Source organism: Microbacterium sp. STF-2, from assembly GCF_034650155.1.
GTDB classification, from domain to species: domain Bacteria; phylum Actinomycetota; class Actinomycetes; order Actinomycetales; family Microbacteriaceae; genus Microbacterium; species Microbacterium maritypicum_A.
The window spans coordinates 2,180,932-2,199,395 of sequence record NZ_JARKMW010000001.1; the positions used below are offsets into that span (position 1 = coordinate 2,180,932).

Consider the following 18,464-nt stretch of genomic DNA (forward strand, 5'->3'; position numbering starts at 1 on the left):
CAGCTCCGGAACAGCCTTGGCGAGCCGCCAGCCACTGGACGCCCGCCGAAGAGAGCCTGGGTCGGGTGGGTGATTCTCGTCGGGGCGGTCATCCTCATAGCCGCCGCCGTCGCTGCATTCAACGGACTCTTCTAGGCCGCCGGGCGGACAGTCGCCCATTCAGCCGCTGACCGTGCGCCCGTACCGCGCACAGCCGCCATATGGCAGCCATCGTTACCCATTCCACCGATAGCCCGGGCGACTGTGCACGCAGTCCCAGGCAGCTAAGCAGGACGCGCGGCTCCGTTCTCGAGCAGGGACGAGATCCAGATCTCCAATCTGATCTGGTATTTTCTCTTGAGTTTGTCCGAAGTGGCTATGGAATGCGCACCTCACCAACTCCTCGAGTTCGGCGGAAACATCAGTCCGGAGAACACGTCGAAAGAGCCCCAGTAGTCCGAAATAGCTTTAGAAGTGACATCCATGTAACCCCCGGGCTCCCCGGGGGTTTTCTCGTTCCCAGCCGGCTACGGCTCCGTCGTCTCGGTGCGGGTGGAACGATCGAGGTCTTGAACCCGGAGGATTCTCGATGCGCGAAGGACTTCGATACCGAAGAGATGACCCTTCGCGTCGAAATCGAGGATGATCTCGCCCTCTCCGCGAGGGTCACGGATGCCGGCGACCTGGGCGGCGGCTTCGCCTGGGAGGAGTTCGCGACCGATCGAGATGTAGGCGGCGTCCGCCTCCGGGTCGTACCTGACGCTCATCAACCGCCTCCTGCCGTTCCGACGACATGCCGTCTTCCACCACCGCGCTGTCCTCCGACGCGAGCCTGCAGATGATCCCATCCGAATCACCATCGGTTCCGAACAACGGTCGATGGGCGATATTCGTGCGCCCTCCGCACCGTATGCACGACCGAGAGAAGCCCCGATGATCGAATCGACGACACCGCCGCTCGCCGCGCTCGACGGCTACCGCAACGTCACCGACCTGCTCGTGGCGCGCGCCGCCTCGGCTCCGGATCACGTCGCCTTCGAGGTCGAGGACGCGCGCTCCGGGTCGTGGCGGCCGATCACGACGCGCGCCTTCGAAACCGAGGTGCGCGCGCTGGCGAAGGGCTTCATGGCCCAGGGCATCCGGGCGGGCGACCCGATCGCGATCATGGCGCCGACGCGCTACGAATGGGCCGTCGCCGACCTCGCCGCCTGGTTCGCCGGCGCCGTCGTCGTGCCGATCTACGACACGTCGTCGCCATCGCAGGTGGATGCCATCGTCGCCGATGCCGGTGTGCGCCTGGCGATCGGCGGTACCGCCGAGCACGCGGCACTCCTGCAGGACGCACTGGCGGTGTCGGACTCCGACACGATCGGGGCCTGGACGATGGATGCCGGGACATCCGCCGCCCTCGCCGCGCTGGTCGCGAGCGGCAGCGGCGTCACCGATGAGGAGCTCGAGGCCCGCAGGACGACCGCCACTCAGGACGACCCCGCGACGATCGTCTACACCTCGGGCACCACGGGTGAGCCCAAGGGAGTGGTCCTCACCCATCGGAACTTCCTCGGTCAGGTGCTGAACATCGCCGCGGCGTACAGCGAGATCGTGAACGAAGACGGCAACACCGTCATCTTCCTCCCGCTCGCGCACGTGCTGGCACGCGGCCTCCAGCTGATCTGCCTGGCCAGCGGCATGCGCATCGCGCACCTCTCCGACCCCTCGACGGTCGTCGCCACCCTCGACACGCTGCGCCCGACGTTCCTGGTCGTCGTGCCGCGAGTGCTGCAGAAGATCCAGGCGGCCGCCGCGGGCAAGGCCGCCGACAAAGGACTGGCGGGAGTCTGGGCGAAGGCCGAATCGACGGCGATCGCCTGGGGTCGCCGCGCCGAGCGGGTCGATGCCGGCAGACGCGTCGCGAGGGACCGCGGCCTCCACGTGCGTCACCGCCTCTTCGACGCCCTCTTCTACCGGCGTCTGCGTGCCGTGATGGGCGGGCGCGTCGGCTACATCCTCTCGGGCGGAGCGGCCCTCGACACCGACCTCTCGCTCTTCTTCCGCGGCATCGGGGTCCCCGTGATCGAGGGCTACGGGCTCACCGAGACCACTGCACCGCTCACCGGCAACCTGCCGGGACGCATCGCCTCGGGCAGCGTCGGCGCGCCCCTCCCCGGACTCACGGTGCGCATCAGCGACGAGGGCGAGGTGCTCGCTCGCGGCATCGGCGTGTTCGACGGCTACCGCAACCCGGCTCACGACGACGGCGCCTTCGTCGACGGCTTCTTCCGCACCGGCGACCTCGGTCGTCTCGATGCGCAGGGCCGGCTGATCCTCGAAGGGCGGCTCAAAGACGTGATCGTGACCTCGAACGGCAAGACGATCGTGCCGACCCGCTGGGAGAGCGCGGTCGAAGCTCATCCACTCGTCTCGCATGCGGTGATGGTCGGCGAGGGGAAGCCGTACCTCTCGGCGCTGCTCGTGCTCGACCCGGAACAGGCCGCGGAATGGGCCGATTCCGAGGGGGTCAGCGTCAGCTCGAGGACGCCATCCGACATCCGCACGGTGGACGACCCGACGCTGCGCGCTCACCTGCAGCGCGCCGTCGACGCCGCCAACGCACTCGTGGCGCGTAGCGAGCAGGTCCGCCGGTTCAGCGTGGTCTTCGCCGACCTCGACGACCGCGGGCTCGTCACACCCACCATGAAGCTCAAGCGGAGCGTCGTGCTGGATCGCGCGGCCGTCACCGTCGAAGACCTGTACCTCTGAGAAACAGAAAGCACGCCATGTCCTCCCCCACGCCCTCCGACGCCAAGTCATCCCGCTCCTCGGTCATCGCGATCCTCGCGGCCCTCGTGATCGGCGCGCTCGTCGCGGTCGCCGGCAGCCAGAACGGCGCGACGATCGGCGGCATCCCGCTGTTCGCCCTGGCCGTCGCCGCCGCGTTCGCGATCCAGGTCATCGCGTTCATCCCGGCGATGCTCCTGCAGACCGAGCGATTCTTCGACCTCACCGGCAGCCTCACCTTCTTCGCGATCTCTGCGGCGCTGGTCCTGCTGACGCCACAGCCCGACGCGCGCAGCTGGATCCTCGCGGGGATGGTGATGCTGTGGGCGGTGCGCCTCGGATCCTTCCTGGCCCTGCGCGTGCACAAGGCCGGCTCGGACGGACGCTTCGACCAGATCAAGGGCTCCCCATTGCGGTTCCTGCAGGTGTGGATCATCCAGGGCGCGTGGGTGTCGCTGACCGCGGCCGCGGCATGGATCGCGATCAGTGCGGACTCCGCCACCCGCGCACCCATCGGATGGCTGACCGTCGTCGGGATCGTCGTGTGGGTTCTCGGCATGGTGGTCGAGATCGTCGCCGACGCGCAGAAGTCGGCATTCCGTGCAGACCCGCGCAACCGGGACGAGTTCATCCGCACGGGACTGTGGTCGCGGTCGCGCCACCCGAACTACTTCGGCGAGATCGTGATCTGGGTGGGCGTGTTCCTCACCGCCGCCCCCGTGCTCGTCGGATGGCAGTGGATCGCGCTGCTCTCGCCGCTGTTCGTGATCCTGCTGCTCACCCGGGTCAGCGGCGTCCCGCTGCTGGAAGCGCGCGCCGAGAAGAAGTGGGGCGATCGCGCCGACTACATCGCCTACCGCGAGAACACGCCGGTGTTGATCCCGAAGCTCACGCGGGGGGCGGTGCAGGAGACGGCGGCGTAGACCGGATCGCGCGGCGGGTGAGGAGCGCGACGGGGATGTGACCGGCAGCGAGGACGACCGCGGCGAGCGCGATCCATGGATTGCTCAGCCACCCCGCAGCGCAGAGGAACACGACCACCGGCATGACCGCCATCGTCACCGGAACGCGCCAGAGCGAGGCGTAGAGCAGAGTCTGCTCGCGGCCCTCGACGAGGTACCGACACCACAGCACGTCGTAGGTCGCAAGCGCGACAGCGGCAGGAAGCACCCACCACCAGATGATCGCGCCGGGGACCGTGATCGCCGGCACGACGAGGCACAGCGCCTGCCCCGCCCGTTCGACGCCTTCGAGGGGTCGCGGCGCGCGCACGAGCACGTTCCGCCCGCGCGGAGGGAACCACAGCAGCAGGAGATTGGGAGCGAGCACGACGATGCTCACGATCAGCCCGAGCGGTGAGAATCCCACGCTCGAAGGCTACCGACTTCGTCTGCCCGCACACATCGGGCCCCGACACTCGGTGCCCGCGGACATGACTTCGCCCGCCCGGCACGAGAGTGTGGAGACGAACCGGCGTTCTGCTTGAGAGCACCCGCCGCGAGAGCACGCCCGAACAAAGGAGTCTCCATGTCCAGCGAAACCCTGGTCGTGCCGCTCGTCGACCAGCTCGACGCATTCTTCGGTCAGTACACGGCTGCGGGTCAGTCGCCGGGGCTCGTGTACGGACTCGTCGGCACCGACGGACTGGAGCACACCCGGGGGTTCGGGACCGCCGACGACGACGGCACCGCCCCTGACGCCGACACGGTCTTCCCGATCGCCTCGATGACCAAGAGCTTCGTCGCACTCGGCGCCCTGCTCGCCCGAGACCGCGGGCTCCTCGACCTGGAAGCCCCCATCACCGACTTCTATCCGGAGTGGCACGGCACGGTGGGTGACGAACCGGCTGCCGCCCCGACGCTGCGGCAGCTGCTCAGCATGGGCGGCGGACTCACCGAGGACAACTCGTGGGTCGACCCGTTCCTGGGCCTCTCCGAGGCGGAGCTGGTCGAACGGATCAGACCCGGCTTCAACTACAGCACCCATCCGGGAAGCGCCTTCGAGTACTCGAACATCGGCTTCACGATGGCCGGTCTCGCCGTAGGCAAAGCCGTGAGCCGACGCGTGGAGGACTGGGTCACCGACGAGATCCTGCATCCGCTCGGGATGAACAGCACCTGGTTCGACAACCGCGCACCGGAAGAGGGATTCCGCCGAGCGGTCGGCTACTCGCTGAACACCGACGGCGACTGGGTGGGGTTCCCTCCCGCCGTGTCCGATGCCATGGCCGCAGCCGGCGGCATGCAGTCGACGATCAACGACCTCAGCATCTGGGTGCGCTTCCTCGCCGCCGCCACACAACCCGCGTCGACACCCGCGAGCGGTGACGATGCCGTCGTCAGCCGGGCGTCACGGCGCGAACTGCAGCGCATCCATCAGGTCGACATCCCGTCGCTCCAGGCACGCCCCGAAGGCACCTGGAAGTTCGTCACCGGGGGCTACGCGCTCGGACTCTTCGTGCGCGAAGACCTGCACCGCGGACGCATCGTCACGCACAGCGGCGGCCTTCCGGGATTCATCCTGAACATGGTGTGGCACGCAGGATCCGGGAAGGGCGTCGTCGTGTTCACCAACAGCCACCGGAGCAACCCGGTCGCCCTGTCGGAGGACGCCCTGTTCCGCGCCCTCGCCTTCCACGACACCCCCGCCCGCACCGTGCAGCCGTGGCCGGAGACGCATCGGCTGATGTCCGCCGCCGACGAGCTGATCCGCTCCTGGGACGACGGTACGGCCGCCGCGATCTTCGCCGACAACATCGACTTCGACCGCCCGCTCTCCCAGCGCCGAGCTGCGATCGACGAGCTCATCGCCCAGGTGGGCCCGCTGCTCCGCGACCGCGGCGCGCCCGAGGTCGTCTCCGCGGCGACCCCGGCGGACATCACCTGGTCGATCCCCGCCGAACGCGGCGAGCTGATCTGCATGATCCACCTCACCCCGGTGCGCCCCGCACAGATCCAGGAGTTCGAGGTGATCGCCGTGGAGCGGAGCGTTCCGCGTGCCGCACGACCGACCGACATCTCCGCCCGGCGCCGCGCCTACGCCCGACCGACCGTGAGCTCGCTGCCGAACACGCGCGTGCTCTGAGCCGCGGCCGCGTTCCCGACGTCGCGTCAGCCTCGCGGATCGAATCGGCGCACCGGGTGTGTCGCCGCGACGAGCGCGCGCAGCCCCTCCAGGTCGGCAGCAGCAGCGCCCAGGGCACGCGCCTGCACGAGCACGTTGCCGAGAGCGGTCGCCTCGACGGGACCGGCCAGCACCGGGAGCCCGGAGCGATCGGCGGTGGCCTGGCAGAGGAGCGCGTTGAGCGAGCCGCCCCCGACGAGGTGGATCACGTCGACCTCGCGGCCCGAGAGGGCGGATGCCGTCCGCACGGTCGCGGCGAAGGCCGCCGCGATGCTCTCCACGATGCTGCGCGCGAACGCCGCACGGCTCGTCGGAACAGAGGCCCCGTCCGCCTGGATCAGCGCGGCGATGCGGGCGGGCATGTCGCCGGGCGCGCTGAGCGAAGGATCGTTCGCATCGAACAGCGGCACCCCATCCGAGACCGCGGCTGCCGCAGCGAGCAGCTCCGCCAGATCGATCGACGCGCCGTCCTCCCCCTCCCACGCCCGCACGCTCTCGCTCAGCAGCCACAGACCGGTGACGTTGTGCAGAAAGCGGTATCGACCATCGACGCCGAGCTCGTGGGTGAAGTTCGCCTCGCGCGCGGCATCCGTCAGCACGGGTTCGGTCAGCTCCAGTCCGACGAGACCCCACGTGCCGCACGAGATGTACGCGGCGGAAGGCGACGTCATCGGCACGGCGACCACTGCCGAGGCGGTGTCGTGCGAACCGACCGCGATCACCGGGATGTCGGCGCCGATCCGGGCGGCGAGATCCGGACGCAGCGACCCGATCACCGCGCCGGGGTCGATGAGCGGAGGGAGGATGCGCGACGGGATGCCGATGCGCGATGCGAGATCGGTGTCCCACTCCCCGTCGTCCACTCCGAGCAACCCCGTCGTGGAGGCATTCGTCCGCTCCGCCGCGCTGACGCCCGTGAGCAGGAACGCGATCAGGTCGGGGATGAGCAGCGCCACGTCCGCGTCCGCGATCCGCTCGTCGACCCGGTACTGGTACAGGGTGTTGAAAGGCAGGAACTGCAGTCCGTCGCGGGCGTAGAGATCGGCGAAAGGAACGATGTCGTGCACCTCTGCGACGCCCCGGGCGGTGCGGGAATCGCGGTAGTGGAACGGCTCGGCGAGAAGAGCGCCGTCCGCGAGCAGCCCGTAGTCGACGGCCCAGGAATCGATCCCGATGCTCTCGATCGCCGGTTCGCGCCGTACCGCCTCAGCCAGACCCGCCACGACGTGCTCGTACAGGGCCGAGAAGTCCCAGTGCAGACCGTCGTCGCGCTCGACAGGGCCGTTCGGGAAGCGCGACACGAGCTCGAGCTCGAGCCTCCCCTCCCCGATCCGCCCGATCATCACACGGCCGCTGGTCGCCCCGAGATCGACGGCCGCGACCGCGCGCACGCTCATCGCAGGAACGCCGCGGCGACGCCGGAGTCGACGGGGATGTGCAGACCCGTGGTGCGGCTGAGCTCGGGGCCGGTCAGCACGTAGACGGCGTCGGCGACGTTCTCGGGCACGACCTCGCGCTTGAGGATCGTGCGGTTCGCGTAGTACTGACCGAGGTCTTCTTCGGCGACGCCGTAGGTCGCGGCACGGTTCGCGCCCCAGCCCGAGGCGAAGATGCCGGAGCCGCGGACCACGCCGTCGGGGTTGATGCCGTTCACACGGATACCGTACTCGCCGAGCTCGACCGCGAGCAGCCGCACCTGGTGCGCCTGGTCGGCCTTGGTGGCGGAGTAGGCGATGTTGTTGGGGCCGGCGAAGACCGAGTTCTTGGATGAGATGTAGATGATGTCACCCCCGAGCTTCTGGTCGATGAGAACGCGGGCGGCGGCCTTGGACACGAGGAACGATCCCTTGGCCATCACGTCGTGCTGCAGATCCCAGTCCTTCTCGGTGGTCTCGAGCAGCGGCTTCGAGAGCGAGAGCCCGGCGTTGTTGACCACGAGGTCGACACCGCCGAACGCGAGCACCGCCTCGTTCAGGGCGGCCTGCACGGCCTCGGCGTCGGCGACGTTTGCCGCGATGCCGATCGCGACATCGGTGTTGCCGAGCTCGGCGGCAGCGGCCTGCGCCTTCGAAGCGTCGAGGTCGGCGACGACGACACAGGCGCCCTCGGCCGCGAGGCGGGTCGCGATGGCCTTGCCGATGCCGGATGCGGCGCCGGTGACGAAGGCGATACGGCCCTGGTGCGACTTCGGCTTCGGCATGCGCTGCAGCTTGGCCTCCTCCAGCGCCCAGTACTCGATGTCGAACTTCTCGGCGTCGGAGATCGGCGAATAGGTCGACAGGGCCTCGGCGCCGCGCATCACGTTGATCGCGTTGACGTAGAACTCGCCGGCGACGCGGGCGGTCTGCTTGTTCGCACCGTAGGAGAACATGCCGACACCGGGGATCAGCACGATGAGCGGGTCGGCGCCGCGGATGGCAGGAGACGTGGCCGTCGCGTGCGCGTCGTAGTACGCCTGGTAGTCGGTGCGGTACTGCTCGTGCAGCTCGTGCAGGCGCGCGATCTGCTCCTCGGCAGACGCCGTGGCCGGCAGGTCGAGGATCAGCGGCTTCACCTTGGTGCGCAGGAAGTGGTCGGGGCAGCTGGTGCCGAGCGCGGCGAGGGCGGGCGCCTGTTCCGATGCCAGGAAGTCGAGGACGACGTCGGCGTCGGTGAAGTGTCCGACCATCGGCTTGTCGGTCGAGGCGATGCCCCGGATGGTGCCGGCGAGGGCCGCAGCGCGCTCACGGCGCTCGGACGCGGGGAGGGCCTCGAAGCCCGGGCGGACGCCGCCGAACGGGTCGGCCTTGCCGTGCTCGGCGATGTAGGCGGCCGCGGTGTCGATGATCCAGAGGGAGTTCGCCTCGACCTCCTCCGACGTGTCGGCCCACGCGGTGATGCCGTGTCCACCGAGGATGCAGCCGATCGCCTGAGGGTGCTGCTTCTTGATCTCGGCGATGTCGAGTCCGAGCTGGAAGCCGGGACGACGCCACGGCACCCAGACGACCTTCTCGCCGAAGATCTTCGTGGTCAGCGCTTCGCCGTCTGCCGCGGTGGCGATCGCGATGCCCGAATCGGGATGCAGGTGGTCGACGTGCGCGGCGTCGACCAGGCCGTGCATGGCGGTGTCGATCGACGGGGCGGCACCCCCCTTGCCGTGCAGGCAGTAGTCGAAGGCGGCGACCATCTCGTCTTCGCGGTCAAGTCCGGGGTACACGTCGACGAGCGCGCGCATGCGGTCGAGGCGCAGCACGGCGAGACCGCTCTCGGTCAGGGTGCCGAGGTCGCCGCCAGAGCCCTTGACCCACATCAGCTCGACCGGCTGGCCCGTGACGGGATCGGTCTCGGTGCCCTTGGCCGAGGTGTTTCCTCCGGCGTAGTTGGTGTTCTTCGGGTCGGCGCCGAGGCGGTTCGACCGGGCGATCAGAGCGGCGGCGGTGGCGTTGGTCATGACTCTCCAAGACAGGGGCGATGCACACGACCGTGTGCACTCGTGCTGTTACTTCTTGTGAAAGATAACACGAACTGACGTCCTGGAGAAAGGGTGTCTGGCGAGGGCGTCTGGGAGATTCAGAGGATGTCGGCGATATCCCGGAAGGCATCCAACCGCTCGTCGCCGGGATCGAGCTCGGTGATCAGCACCGAGATCTCGTCGCGCTCGAGCGCGCGGGCCACCGACCGGCGCCCGAGCTTGCTGGAGTCGATGCACACCACCGTGGTGCCGGCGTTCGCGGCCATCGCCTGCTTCAGCTCGGCTTCGTCCACCGAGACCTCGGACGTGCCGTCGGCGCCGTCGAGCGCGTCGGCCGAGGAGAAGAAGGTATCGAAGTAGACCGAACGCATGCTCCGGCTGGCGATCGGGCCGACGAGACTGCCCGTGGTGGGCTCCGCGGTGCCACCGGAGATCACCGCCGTCACGCCGTCGAGCGGATGCAGCACCTGGAACGACTCGAAGGAGTTCGTGTACGCCGTGAGCCCGGCGCGCGGACCGATCACCGAGGCGAGCATGTTGACGGTCGACGACGCGTCGAGCGCGATGCTGCCACGAGCCGGGACGAGTCGCAGCGCCTTCTCGGCGATCGTCCTCTTCGCGCTCGCCCTGATGGCCCGGCGCGCATCGAACGGGCGCGCTCTGGGGGCGGCGGTCGCCCCACCTCGCACCCGACGTACTCGGCCCTCCGCCTCCAGCTCGAGCAGGTCGCGTCGGATCGTCATCGACGACACCGCGAACAGTTCGGCAGCGGCCTCGATCATCACGCCCTGCGGGCCGTTCGCGAGTTCGACGAGTTCGTCTCGACGTCGTTGCGCCTCGAGATTGCCGGAAAGAGCCATGGGAGGAATCTATCCGGTGTGCACGCCGGGGCCGATCCCCCGATCATCGACCCTCGCTCTTTGCGCTCATATGAGCGGCTGGTGTCGTGAGGTGAGCGCCGCCGCTAGGCTCTGCTCATGCTCGGAAACACCACGGAACCTCTTCTCGGCCGCATCGCCGTCGTCACGGGCGGGGCGCGGGGCCTCGGTTACGCCATGGCCGAGGCACTGGCGACCGCCGGCGCCGATGTCGCCCTCCTCGACCGCCTCGACACCGTCGCCGATGCCGCCGACGCCCTGCAGTCCGAGACGGGGCGGCGTGGCATCGGCGTCAGCGTCGACGTCACCTCCGACGCCTCCGTCGCGGCTGCCTTCGACGCCGTCGCCGCGCAGTTGGGCGTGGCCGACGTGCTCGTCAACAGCGCGGGCATCACGCTGGGCACGCCCCTCCTCGACACCACGCCAGCGGACTGGCGGCGGGTGCTCGACGTCAACGTCACCGGCACATTCGTCACGAGCCGTGAGTTCGCGCGTCGGCACGTCGAGGCCGCACGAGGAAACCCGGCCAGCGTGGTCAACGTGTCGTCGATGTCGGCGTTCGCGGTGAACATCCCGCAGACCCAAGCGGTCTACAACACGTCGAAAGCCGCGGTGTCGATGTTCACCAAGAGCGCGGCGATCGAGTGGTGGCCGCACGGCATCCGCGTCAACGCGATCGCCCCGGGATACTTCGCCAGCGACATGACCAGGGACTTCGTGGCGGAGAACCCCGAGATGGCCGACGAGTGGGTGCGGCGCATCCCCGCCGGGCGGATGGGGGAGCCCGAAGAGCTCGGCGACCTCCTGGTCTACCTCGCGAGCGAGCGGTCGAGCTACGTCATCGGGCAGAGCATCCTCATCGACGGTGGTTACACCAGCGTGTGAGAGGCCGCCGGACGGGAAGCCCGGACCCTAGGCTGAGGGACATGCCCGAACTGCCCCTCGGCTCGGCGACCTTCCGAGCTGCCGCCGTCGACCTCGGAGGGTCCAGCGGTCGCGTCGTGAGCGCGACCGTCGACGGGGATCGGCTGCGGATCGACGGGGTGCACCGGTTCCGCAACCGCGCGTTCACGGACGAGCTCGGACTGCGGTGGGATGCCCAGCGGCTGTGCCGCGACGCGGTCGCCGGTCTCGCGGCGCTTCGCCGCGAAGGACCCGCCTTCGCCAGCGTCGGCGTGGACGCCTGGTCGGGAGACTACGGGCTGCTCGCCTACGACGGCCTGCTCGATGCTCCCTTCCACCAGCGCGATGCCCGCACCGACCGCAGCTTCCCCCTCGTCGACGCGATCCTCCCCGCCGCCGATGCCTTTCGAGACACCGGGGTCACCGCCCTCCCGATCATGACGATCTACCAGCTGATGGCCGACCGGGAGGCCGGGCGCCTCGACACCGTGCAGCGGATGCTGCTGATGCCCGATCTGCTCGCGCACTGGCTCGGCGCCGAAGAGGTCGCCGAGGCGACGAACGTCTCCAGCACCGGCCTCGCCCTCCCCCGCGGTGCCGGCTGGGATGCCGGCCGGATCGACGCGCTGGGCCTGCCGGCGCGGATCTTCCCCGAGATCGTCGCGCCCGGCACCGTGACCGGGCGTGTGGCTGGCGGCATCCTGGCGCCCGGGGATGCCACCGACATCACCGCCGTCGCCTCGCACGACACCGCCAGCGCCGTGATCGCCGTCCCCGCGCGCGACGAGGACTTCGCCTTCGTGTCGTGCGGCACGTGGATCCTCACGGGTGTCGAGGTCGATCGCCTCATCACGAGCGACCGGGCCCGCGAGGCGGGTTTCACGAACGAGCTCGGCCTCGACGGCACCGTGCGGTTCCTCCGGATCGCCGCCGGGCTCTGGATCATCAACGAGTGCATGCGGGAATGGGGGCTCGACGGCTGGGGAGCGCGCAGCACCGCCGCCCGTCGCGAGCTGCTGGCCCGTGCCGACGCCGCCCCGAGCACCGGGGTGCCGATCGACACCGGAGACCCTCGCCTGCTGCGCCCCGGGCAGATGACCGCGCGCATCGCGGAACTCGTCGCCGAGGCCGGCGGACGCATGCCCACCGACCGCGCCGCCGTGGTGCGGCTGGTGCTGGAGAGTCTCGGGGCGTTCGTGGCCCGACAGGTCGACGAAGCAGCGGCGCTCTCGGGTGTGGACGTGCGGGTGATCCACCTGGTCGGCGGCGGCTCCGAGTCGTCGATCCTGGCGCAGGCCGTCGCCGACCGCTCGGGGCGCGCCGTGGTCGCGGGGCCGTCGGAGGCCACGTCGATGGGCAACATCCTGGTGCAGGCCCGCGCGCACAGCGCGGTGCACGGAGGTCTCGGCGATCTGCGCCGCGTGGTGCGCGCCTCCACCGAGCTGCGGCGCTACGAGCCCGTCCGCCGCTGAGCGGGCAGGTCGGTCCTGCTCAGACCGCGGTCTCGAGCAGGCGCCGGGCGAGAGCGGCGTCGGTCACCAGGGAGTCGACGATCCCTGACCGCAGGGCGGCAGCGACGGCACCCGTCTTCGAGGTTCCGCCCGCGACCGCGATCACCTCGGGGATACGGCGCAGCTGCTCGGTGGATACCGCGAGAGACCGCTCGGCCACCGACCCCACGACGGCACCGTTCTCGTCGATGAGCGTCGCGCAGATCTCGGCCTTCACCCCCGCCGCGAGCAGCTCGTCGAGCGCGCCCGCGCGCCCGGCATTGTCGTACAGCTGCGAGTCGGGCGGGCTCCAGGAACCGATCGCGACGACGGCCTTGGTCACCGAGTCGAAGCGGCGGAAGGTCTCCATGATGCCGGGCTCGCGACGCAGGGCCGAGGCGGTGGCGGCGGTCTCGACCAGCAACGGGGCGAAGATCGCGCGGGAGCGTCCCCCGGAGATACGGCTCACCTGGCGGATCACCTCGACGCCGTTCTCGGGCGTGGGGGCGGCGACGCCGGCGAGCTGCACCACCTCGCACGTCGCTAAGGTGCGCAGGTGTCCGGCCATCGCGGTCAGGGTGCGTCCGGCCGTGAGCCCCAGCACGTCGCCCTCGGTGACGATCTCGCTGAGCAGGTCGGCAGCTGCGCGCCCGAGCCGATCCTGAATGAGGTCAGGCGTGGTGCCGGGAGTGAGCACCGCGAGAGCGCGCGTCAGCCCGAAGCGGGCGCGCAGCTGCATGGACAGGTCGAGATCGAGGGAGTCCGGTGCCTCGATCGTGATCTTCACCAGCCCCTGCTCGAGCGCATCCTCCAGCATCCGCGCGATCTTGAAACGGGAGAGGCCGAGTTCGTCGGCGATCTCGATCTTCGTCCGCCCGTCCAGGTAGTGCCGGCGCGCGACGTGCGAGATCCGCACCAGTTCATCGGGTCCCATGTCGCCTCTTCGTCTCGCGTCGTGTCAGGTCGGTTCAGCATATCCCGGTTTCTCCTTCTGCGCTCATATGAGCGGCCAGTTGTCTCATCCGTCATGCATGGCTAATGTCGGTCGAGCAATCACGACCCCACGATTGCACCCGCACCACGAGGAGCCCGATGAAGCGCACTGAACTGCCCACGACCATGCGTGCGAGCGTGCTGGTGCGCGCCGGCGAGCTCACGGTGGCGACCCGCCCCGTGCCGATCCCGTCCGCCGATCAGGTGATCGTGCGGGTGAACGCGGTCGGCATCTGCGGCTCCGACGTCCACTACTTCCACGAGGGGCGCATCGGCGACTTCGTCGTGGAGGAGCCGCTCGTCCTCGGCCACGAAGCCGGCGGCACGATCGTCGCGGTCGGGGCCGACATCGACGACGCCCGCGTCGGCGAGCGCGTCTCGATCGAACCGCAGCACCCCTGCCGGGTGTGCGAGTTCTGCCGCAGCGGGCGCTACAACCTCTGCCCACGGATCGAGTTCTACGCCACCCCGCCGATCGACGGCGCCTTCGCGGAGTACGTCGCGATCCAGGGCGACTTCGCCTACACCGTTCCCGATTCCGTGAGCGACGACGCCGCAGCGCTCATGGAGCCGCTGTCCGTCGCCATCGCGGCCGTGCAGAAGGCCGGTGTGCGACCCGGGAGCCGCGTGCTCATCACCGGGGCGGGGCCCATCGGCATCGTCACCGCGCAGACCGCACGCGCATTCGGTGCCACCGAGATCGTGATCAGCGACCCGATGGCCGAGCGTCGCGAGGTCGCCCTCCGGTTCGGCGCGACCGCCGCCGTCGACCCGGCGGCCGGACCGCTCGGCTCGGGATACGACGCCTTCGTCGACGCCTCGGGATCCCCCGTCGCCGTGAAGCAGGGCATCTCGGCACTGAAGCCCGGCGGCATCGCCGTGCTCGTCGGCATGGGCGCCGACGAGATCGCCCTCCCCGTCTCCACGATCCAGAACCGCGAGCTGATCGTCACCGGCATCTTCCGCTACGCGAACACCTGGCCCACGGCGATCGAGCTGGTCGCGTCCGGCGCCGTCGACCTCGATGCGCTGGTCACCGGGTCGTTCGGCCTCGCCGAGGTGCGCGAGGCTCTCGATTCCGCCTCGCACCCCTCGACCCTGAAGAGCATCGTGCGTCCTGACCGCGAGCACGCGAGGGAATCATGACCGACCTCGAGCGCACGGGGAACATCACCCTCGACGAGCAGCCCGACATGCTCGCGTGCATCGACATCCGCAAGGCGTTCGGCGGAGTGCCCGTGCTCAAGGGCGTGGGGCTGCACCTCGTGCCGGGCACCGTGACGGCGCTCGCGGGCGAGAACGGTGCCGGCAAGTCGACTCTCATGAAGATCGCCTCCGGCCAGATGAAGGCCGATGCCGGTCGTGTGCTCGTGCGCGGCGAGGAGCTCACCGCGGGATCCGCGCGCGACGCCCACCAGCGCGGCATCGCCATCGTGCCGCAGGAACTGGCCTCGATCCTCGACACCACGGTGTACGAGAACATCTTCGTGGGGCGGGAGCTGCGCAACCGGTTCGGGCTGGTCGACCGCCGCCGCATGGCCAGGGAGGCCCGGCAGATGCTCGCCGAGTTCGGCGTCGACATCGATCCCGGAGCCCGGATGGGATCGCTGCCGGTGGGACTGCGGCAGATCGTCGAGATCGTCAAGGCGACCAGCACCGGCGCGCGGGTGCTGCTGCTGGACGAACCGACCAGCGCGATCGCCGAGCGCGAGGTCGCCCGCCTGATCGAGAGCATGCGCATGCTGCGCGACCGCGGCGTCGCGATCCTCTTCACGACGCACAAGATGGAGGAGATCCGCGCGATCGCCGACCGGGTCGTGGTGCTCCGCGACGGCGGCCTCGTCGCGGATGCACCGCTCTCAGAACTCAGCGACGACGACATCGTGACCGCGATGATCGGCCGCGAGCTCGAAGACCTGTTCCCCGACCTGCCGCCGGCTTCCGACGACATCGCCCTCTCGGTGCGCGGGCTCGAGTACACACCGGCCCCGCAGCCGGTCGACCTGCAGGTGCGCCGCGGTGAGATCGTGGGGCTCGCGGGGCTCGTCGGTGCCGGACGCACCGAGCTGATCGAGGCGCTGTTCGGCGTGCGCTCCGCGACTGCGGGTGAGATCGCCGTCGGAGGCGCTCGCGTGCGTCGCGGACGCCCCGCCGACGCGATCACCGCCGGCATGGCCTTGGTCCCTGAGGACCGCAAGGGCGCGGGAGCCGTGCTCAGCATGGACATCCTCGCCAACGCGACCCTGCCGCGCATGAACCAGTTCTCGGTCGCCGGATGGCTCAAGGGCCGCAGCCGCGTGGACGCCGTCTCCGAGGTGATGAGCTCCGTGCGCCTGCGCAGCCGTGGTCTCGGGCAGCTGATGGAGACGCTCTCGGGCGGCAACCAGCAGAAGGTGGTGCTCGCGCGCTGGCTCACCGGCGAGGTGAAAGTGCTGCTGCTCGACGAACCCACCCGCGGCGTCGACATCGGCGCCCGCAGCGAGATCTACCGCATCATCACCGACCTCGCCGCCTCGGGCATGGCCGTGGTGATGGCGTCGAGCGACATGCCGGAGATCCTCGCCCTGTCGCACCGCGCTCTCGTGCTCAAGGACGGCGGCGTGGTGGCGGAGCTCGACCGCACCGCCCTCCAGCAACCCGACGTGCAGGACCGCATCTTCCGACTCGCGAGCGGACTCGACATCTCCGACGCACCTTCCGCAAAGGACGACCAATGACCGACACCCGCACCGCCGCGCCGACCTTCGTGCCCGAGTCGGAAGTGAAGCGCTTCAGCCCGACCTGGTTCGGCGACCTCGCGATCCGCTACGCGATGGTGATCGTGATGGTGCTCATCATCGCCTTCTTCCTCTACCGCAGCGCGCGCTTCGGCACGGTCGACAACCTGCAGACGATCCTGGTCGCGGCGGCACCGTTCGCCCTGATCGCCCTCGGGCAGACGCTCGTGATCCTCACCGGTGGCATCGACCTCTCGGTCGGCAGCGTGATCGCCGCAGCGGCCGTGTTCGGCAGCCTCACCGCGAAGGCGTTCCCGGATCAGATCTGGCTCGCGATCGTCGCCGGAGTCGTGGTGGGGTTCATCGCCGGGGCCATCAACGGCTTCGTGGTGTCGGTGATCAAGGTGCCACCCTTCATCGCGACGCTCGGCATGCTCACCCTCGCGTCCGGTGTCGCCTACGTCGCGGGCAACGGCGCCCCCATCACCGGTCTGCCGGCTGACTTCTCCCGCATCGCCAACGCCCAGTTCGGCGGGCTCACCCTGCCGGTCATCCTGATGATCGTCGGCATCCTGGGACTCGCGGTCATCATGCGCCGCACCGCCTGGGGTATGCGGGTCTACGCGATCGGCGGCAACCCGATCGCCGCCGGCATCGCGGGCATCAACGTCGGCCGCACCATCTTCAGCGTGTATGCCATCTCCGGCATGCTCGCCGGCATCTCGGGCGTCATGCTCGCCAGCCGTGTCACGCTCGGCGCTCCGAACCTCGGCGTCGGCTACGAGCTCGACGCGATCGCGGCGGTCGTGATCGGCGGCGCGAGCCTGCTCGGCGGCCGCGGCTCGATCTGGGGGACCGCCCTCGGACTGCTCCTCATCCAGACCCTCAACAACGGCCTCGACATCCTGACCGTGCCCGCCTACTGGCAGAAGGTCATCAAGGGGGTGCTCATCGTCGCGGCGGTCGCCGTGGACGTGTGGGCGACCCGACGACGAAGCCGCTGACCGATCACGACGAAGAACCCTGCTTCATCGCACCATCCAACGAGAGGAATCCCATGTTCACCAAGAAGAGCCGCATCGCCGCGGCTTTCGCCGTCACCTCCGTCGCCGCGCTGATGCTCGCCGGATGCGGCGCGGGCGACCCGAACGCGAGTGCCGGCAGCGGAGACGACAGCGGCCAGGAGCGCATCACCATCGGTGTGAGCGTCTACGACATGTCGTCGTTCGTCACCGAGGGCAAGGAGGGCATCGAGCGCTACGCCGAGGAGAACAACATCGAGATCCTGTGGAACTCCGCAGGGCTCGACGTCAACACCCAGGCGACCCAGGTCGACCAGTACGTCACCGCCGGTGTCGACGCGATCGTGGTCATCCCGGTGCAAGCCGACTCGCTGCAGCCGCAGATCGCCGCCGCGAAGGCTGCCGACATCCCCTTCTTCGACGTCAACGCCTCGCTCAACAGCGACGACCTCACCGGCTCGGTGCAGCCCGACGACGTGGCGGCGGGCGAGCAGGAAGCGCAGATGATGATGGAAGCCCTCGGCGGGAAGGGCAACGTCATCATCCTCCAGGGTCCACTCGGAGGCTCGGGCGAGATCAACCGCGGCAAGGGCATCGACAACGTGCTCGCCGAGAACCCCGACGTGAAGGTGCTCGCCAAGGACACCGCGAACTGGAAGCGCGACGAGGCCGTCAACAAGGTCAGCAACTGGATCTCGGCCTTCGGCGACGACATCGACGGCGTGATCGCGCAGAACGATGACATGGGGCTCGGCGCTTTGCAGGCGCTCAAGGAAGCCGGGATGACGGATGTGCCGATCGTCGGCATCGACGGCATCGCCGACGGGCTCGAAGCCGTGAAGAACGGCGACTTCATCGGCACCTCGCTGCAGAACGGCACGGTCGAGCTGTCGGCCGGCGTGGCCTACGCCGCGGCCATCGTGCGCGGAGAGGACGTCAAGGAGAACCCGGTCTACCTGATGCCCGCGATCACGAAGGACAACGTCGACGAGGCGATCGGCCACGTGGTCACCGAGCGCGACGCGTTCCTGAAGAACCTCAGCGAGATGACCAACAAGAACCTCAAGAGCGGCAACATCGCTTACGAGGGTCTCACCGGCCAGTCGGAGTGACGGCCGCACCCGAGCCGC

15 protein-coding genes are annotated in these 18,464 nt (G+C 69.4%); 9 read left to right on the forward strand and 6 right to left on the reverse strand.

Features of this window, described 5'->3' with window-relative positions:
• Nucleotides 1-506: 506 nt before the first annotated feature.
• A complete protein-coding gene (locus tag MicroSTF_RS10525) occupies nucleotides 507-746 on the reverse strand; it encodes a DUF2283 domain-containing protein (RefSeq protein ID WP_322955426.1) in 240 nt (79 codons plus the stop codon).
• Between the two features lie 166 nt (nucleotides 747-912).
• On the opposite strand from MicroSTF_RS10525, the gene MicroSTF_RS10530 reads away from it, so the two are divergent.
• On the forward strand, nucleotides 913-2,739 hold the full coding sequence (locus MicroSTF_RS10530) for an AMP-dependent synthetase/ligase (protein WP_322955428.1): 1,827 nt from the start codon (nucleotides 913-915) through the stop codon (nucleotides 2,737-2,739).
• Between the two features lie 17 nt (nucleotides 2,740-2,756).
• Nucleotides 2,757-3,680 (forward strand): DUF1295 domain-containing protein, encoded by a 924-nt coding sequence (locus MicroSTF_RS10535; protein WP_322955430.1) that lies wholly within the window; start codon nucleotides 2,757-2,759, stop codon nucleotides 3,678-3,680.
• On the opposite strand, the gene MicroSTF_RS10540 is transcribed toward MicroSTF_RS10535, so the two are convergent.
• The gene (locus tag MicroSTF_RS10540; protein WP_322955431.1) at nucleotides 3,646-4,125 is read right to left on the reverse strand and encodes a hypothetical protein; all 480 of its coding nucleotides are present in this window, start codon (nucleotides 4,123-4,125) and stop codon (nucleotides 3,646-3,648) included. The two genes, MicroSTF_RS10535 and MicroSTF_RS10540, sit on opposite strands and share 35 nt — an antisense overlap.
• Before the next feature lie 159 nt (nucleotides 4,126-4,284).
• Here MicroSTF_RS10540 and MicroSTF_RS10545 point away from each other — a divergent pair, with 159 nt between their 5' ends.
• A complete protein-coding gene (locus tag MicroSTF_RS10545) occupies nucleotides 4,285-5,841 on the forward strand; it encodes a serine hydrolase domain-containing protein (RefSeq protein ID WP_029259378.1) in 1,557 nt (518 codons plus the stop codon).
• A gap of 26 nt (nucleotides 5,842-5,867) precedes the next feature.
• On the opposite strand, the gene MicroSTF_RS10550 is transcribed toward MicroSTF_RS10545, so the two are convergent.
• The 3 genes from MicroSTF_RS10550 to MicroSTF_RS10560 form a co-directional block, all read right to left on the reverse strand.
• Nucleotides 5,868-7,277, reverse strand: a complete 1,410-nt coding sequence (locus tag MicroSTF_RS10550; RefSeq protein WP_322955433.1) for a rhamnulokinase family protein — start codon at nucleotides 7,275-7,277, stop codon at nucleotides 5,868-5,870.
• On the reverse strand, nucleotides 7,274-9,310 hold the full coding sequence (locus MicroSTF_RS10555; RefSeq protein WP_322955435.1) for a bifunctional aldolase/short-chain dehydrogenase: 2,037 nt from the start codon (nucleotides 9,308-9,310) through the stop codon (nucleotides 7,274-7,276). Before MicroSTF_RS10555 ends, MicroSTF_RS10550 begins: the two co-directional genes overlap by 4 nt.
• Nucleotides 9,311-9,429: 119 nt before the next feature.
• Nucleotides 9,430-10,191 (reverse strand): DeoR/GlpR family DNA-binding transcription regulator, encoded by a 762-nt coding sequence (locus MicroSTF_RS10560; RefSeq protein WP_297557645.1) that lies wholly within the window; start codon nucleotides 10,189-10,191, stop codon nucleotides 9,430-9,432.
• Nucleotides 10,192-10,308: 117 nt separating this feature from the next.
• Here MicroSTF_RS10560 and MicroSTF_RS10565 point away from each other — a divergent pair, with 117 nt between their 5' ends.
• A complete protein-coding gene (locus MicroSTF_RS10565; protein ID WP_021201651.1) occupies nucleotides 10,309-11,094 on the forward strand; it encodes an SDR family NAD(P)-dependent oxidoreductase in 786 nt (261 codons plus the stop codon).
• Between the two features lie 41 nt (nucleotides 11,095-11,135).
• Nucleotides 11,136-12,584 carry a rhamnulokinase gene (locus tag MicroSTF_RS10570; RefSeq protein ID WP_322955439.1) on the forward strand — a complete coding sequence of 483 codons (1,449 nt, stop codon included), beginning with the start codon at nucleotides 11,136-11,138 and terminating at the stop codon, nucleotides 12,582-12,584.
• A 19-nt stretch (nucleotides 12,585-12,603) separates the two neighbouring features.
• On the opposite strand, the gene MicroSTF_RS10575 is transcribed toward MicroSTF_RS10570, so the two are convergent.
• On the reverse strand, nucleotides 12,604-13,536 hold the full coding sequence (locus MicroSTF_RS10575) for a sugar-binding transcriptional regulator (RefSeq protein WP_322955441.1): 933 nt from the start codon (nucleotides 13,534-13,536) through the stop codon (nucleotides 12,604-12,606).
• 158 nt (nucleotides 13,537-13,694) lie between these two features.
• Here MicroSTF_RS10575 and MicroSTF_RS10580 point away from each other — a divergent pair, with 158 nt between their 5' ends.
• The 4 genes from MicroSTF_RS10580 to MicroSTF_RS10595 all read left to right on the forward strand — a co-directional run bounded on the left by MicroSTF_RS10580 (nucleotide 13,695) and on the right by MicroSTF_RS10595 (nucleotide 18,446).
• Entirely contained in the window at nucleotides 13,695-14,741 is a 1,047-nt protein-coding gene (locus MicroSTF_RS10580) for an NAD(P)-dependent alcohol dehydrogenase (RefSeq protein WP_292766291.1), read from the forward strand.
• Nucleotides 14,738-16,312: a sugar ABC transporter ATP-binding protein gene (locus tag MicroSTF_RS10585; RefSeq protein ID WP_081859627.1), complete on the forward strand. Its 1,575-nt coding sequence runs from the start codon at nucleotides 14,738-14,740 to the stop codon at nucleotides 16,310-16,312. The genes MicroSTF_RS10580 and MicroSTF_RS10585 overlap by 4 nt, the downstream gene beginning before the upstream one ends.
• Nucleotides 16,309-17,316: an ABC transporter permease gene (locus MicroSTF_RS10590; protein WP_322955445.1), complete on the forward strand. Its 1,008-nt coding sequence runs from the start codon at nucleotides 16,309-16,311 to the stop codon at nucleotides 17,314-17,316. The genes MicroSTF_RS10585 and MicroSTF_RS10590 overlap by 4 nt, the downstream gene beginning before the upstream one ends.
• 113 nt (nucleotides 17,317-17,429) lie before the next feature.
• Complete coding sequence (locus MicroSTF_RS10595) at nucleotides 17,430-18,446, forward strand: substrate-binding domain-containing protein (protein WP_416338487.1); 1,017 nt, start codon at nucleotides 17,430-17,432, stop codon at nucleotides 18,444-18,446.
• The last annotated feature ends 18 nt before the right edge of the window (nucleotides 18,447-18,464 follow it).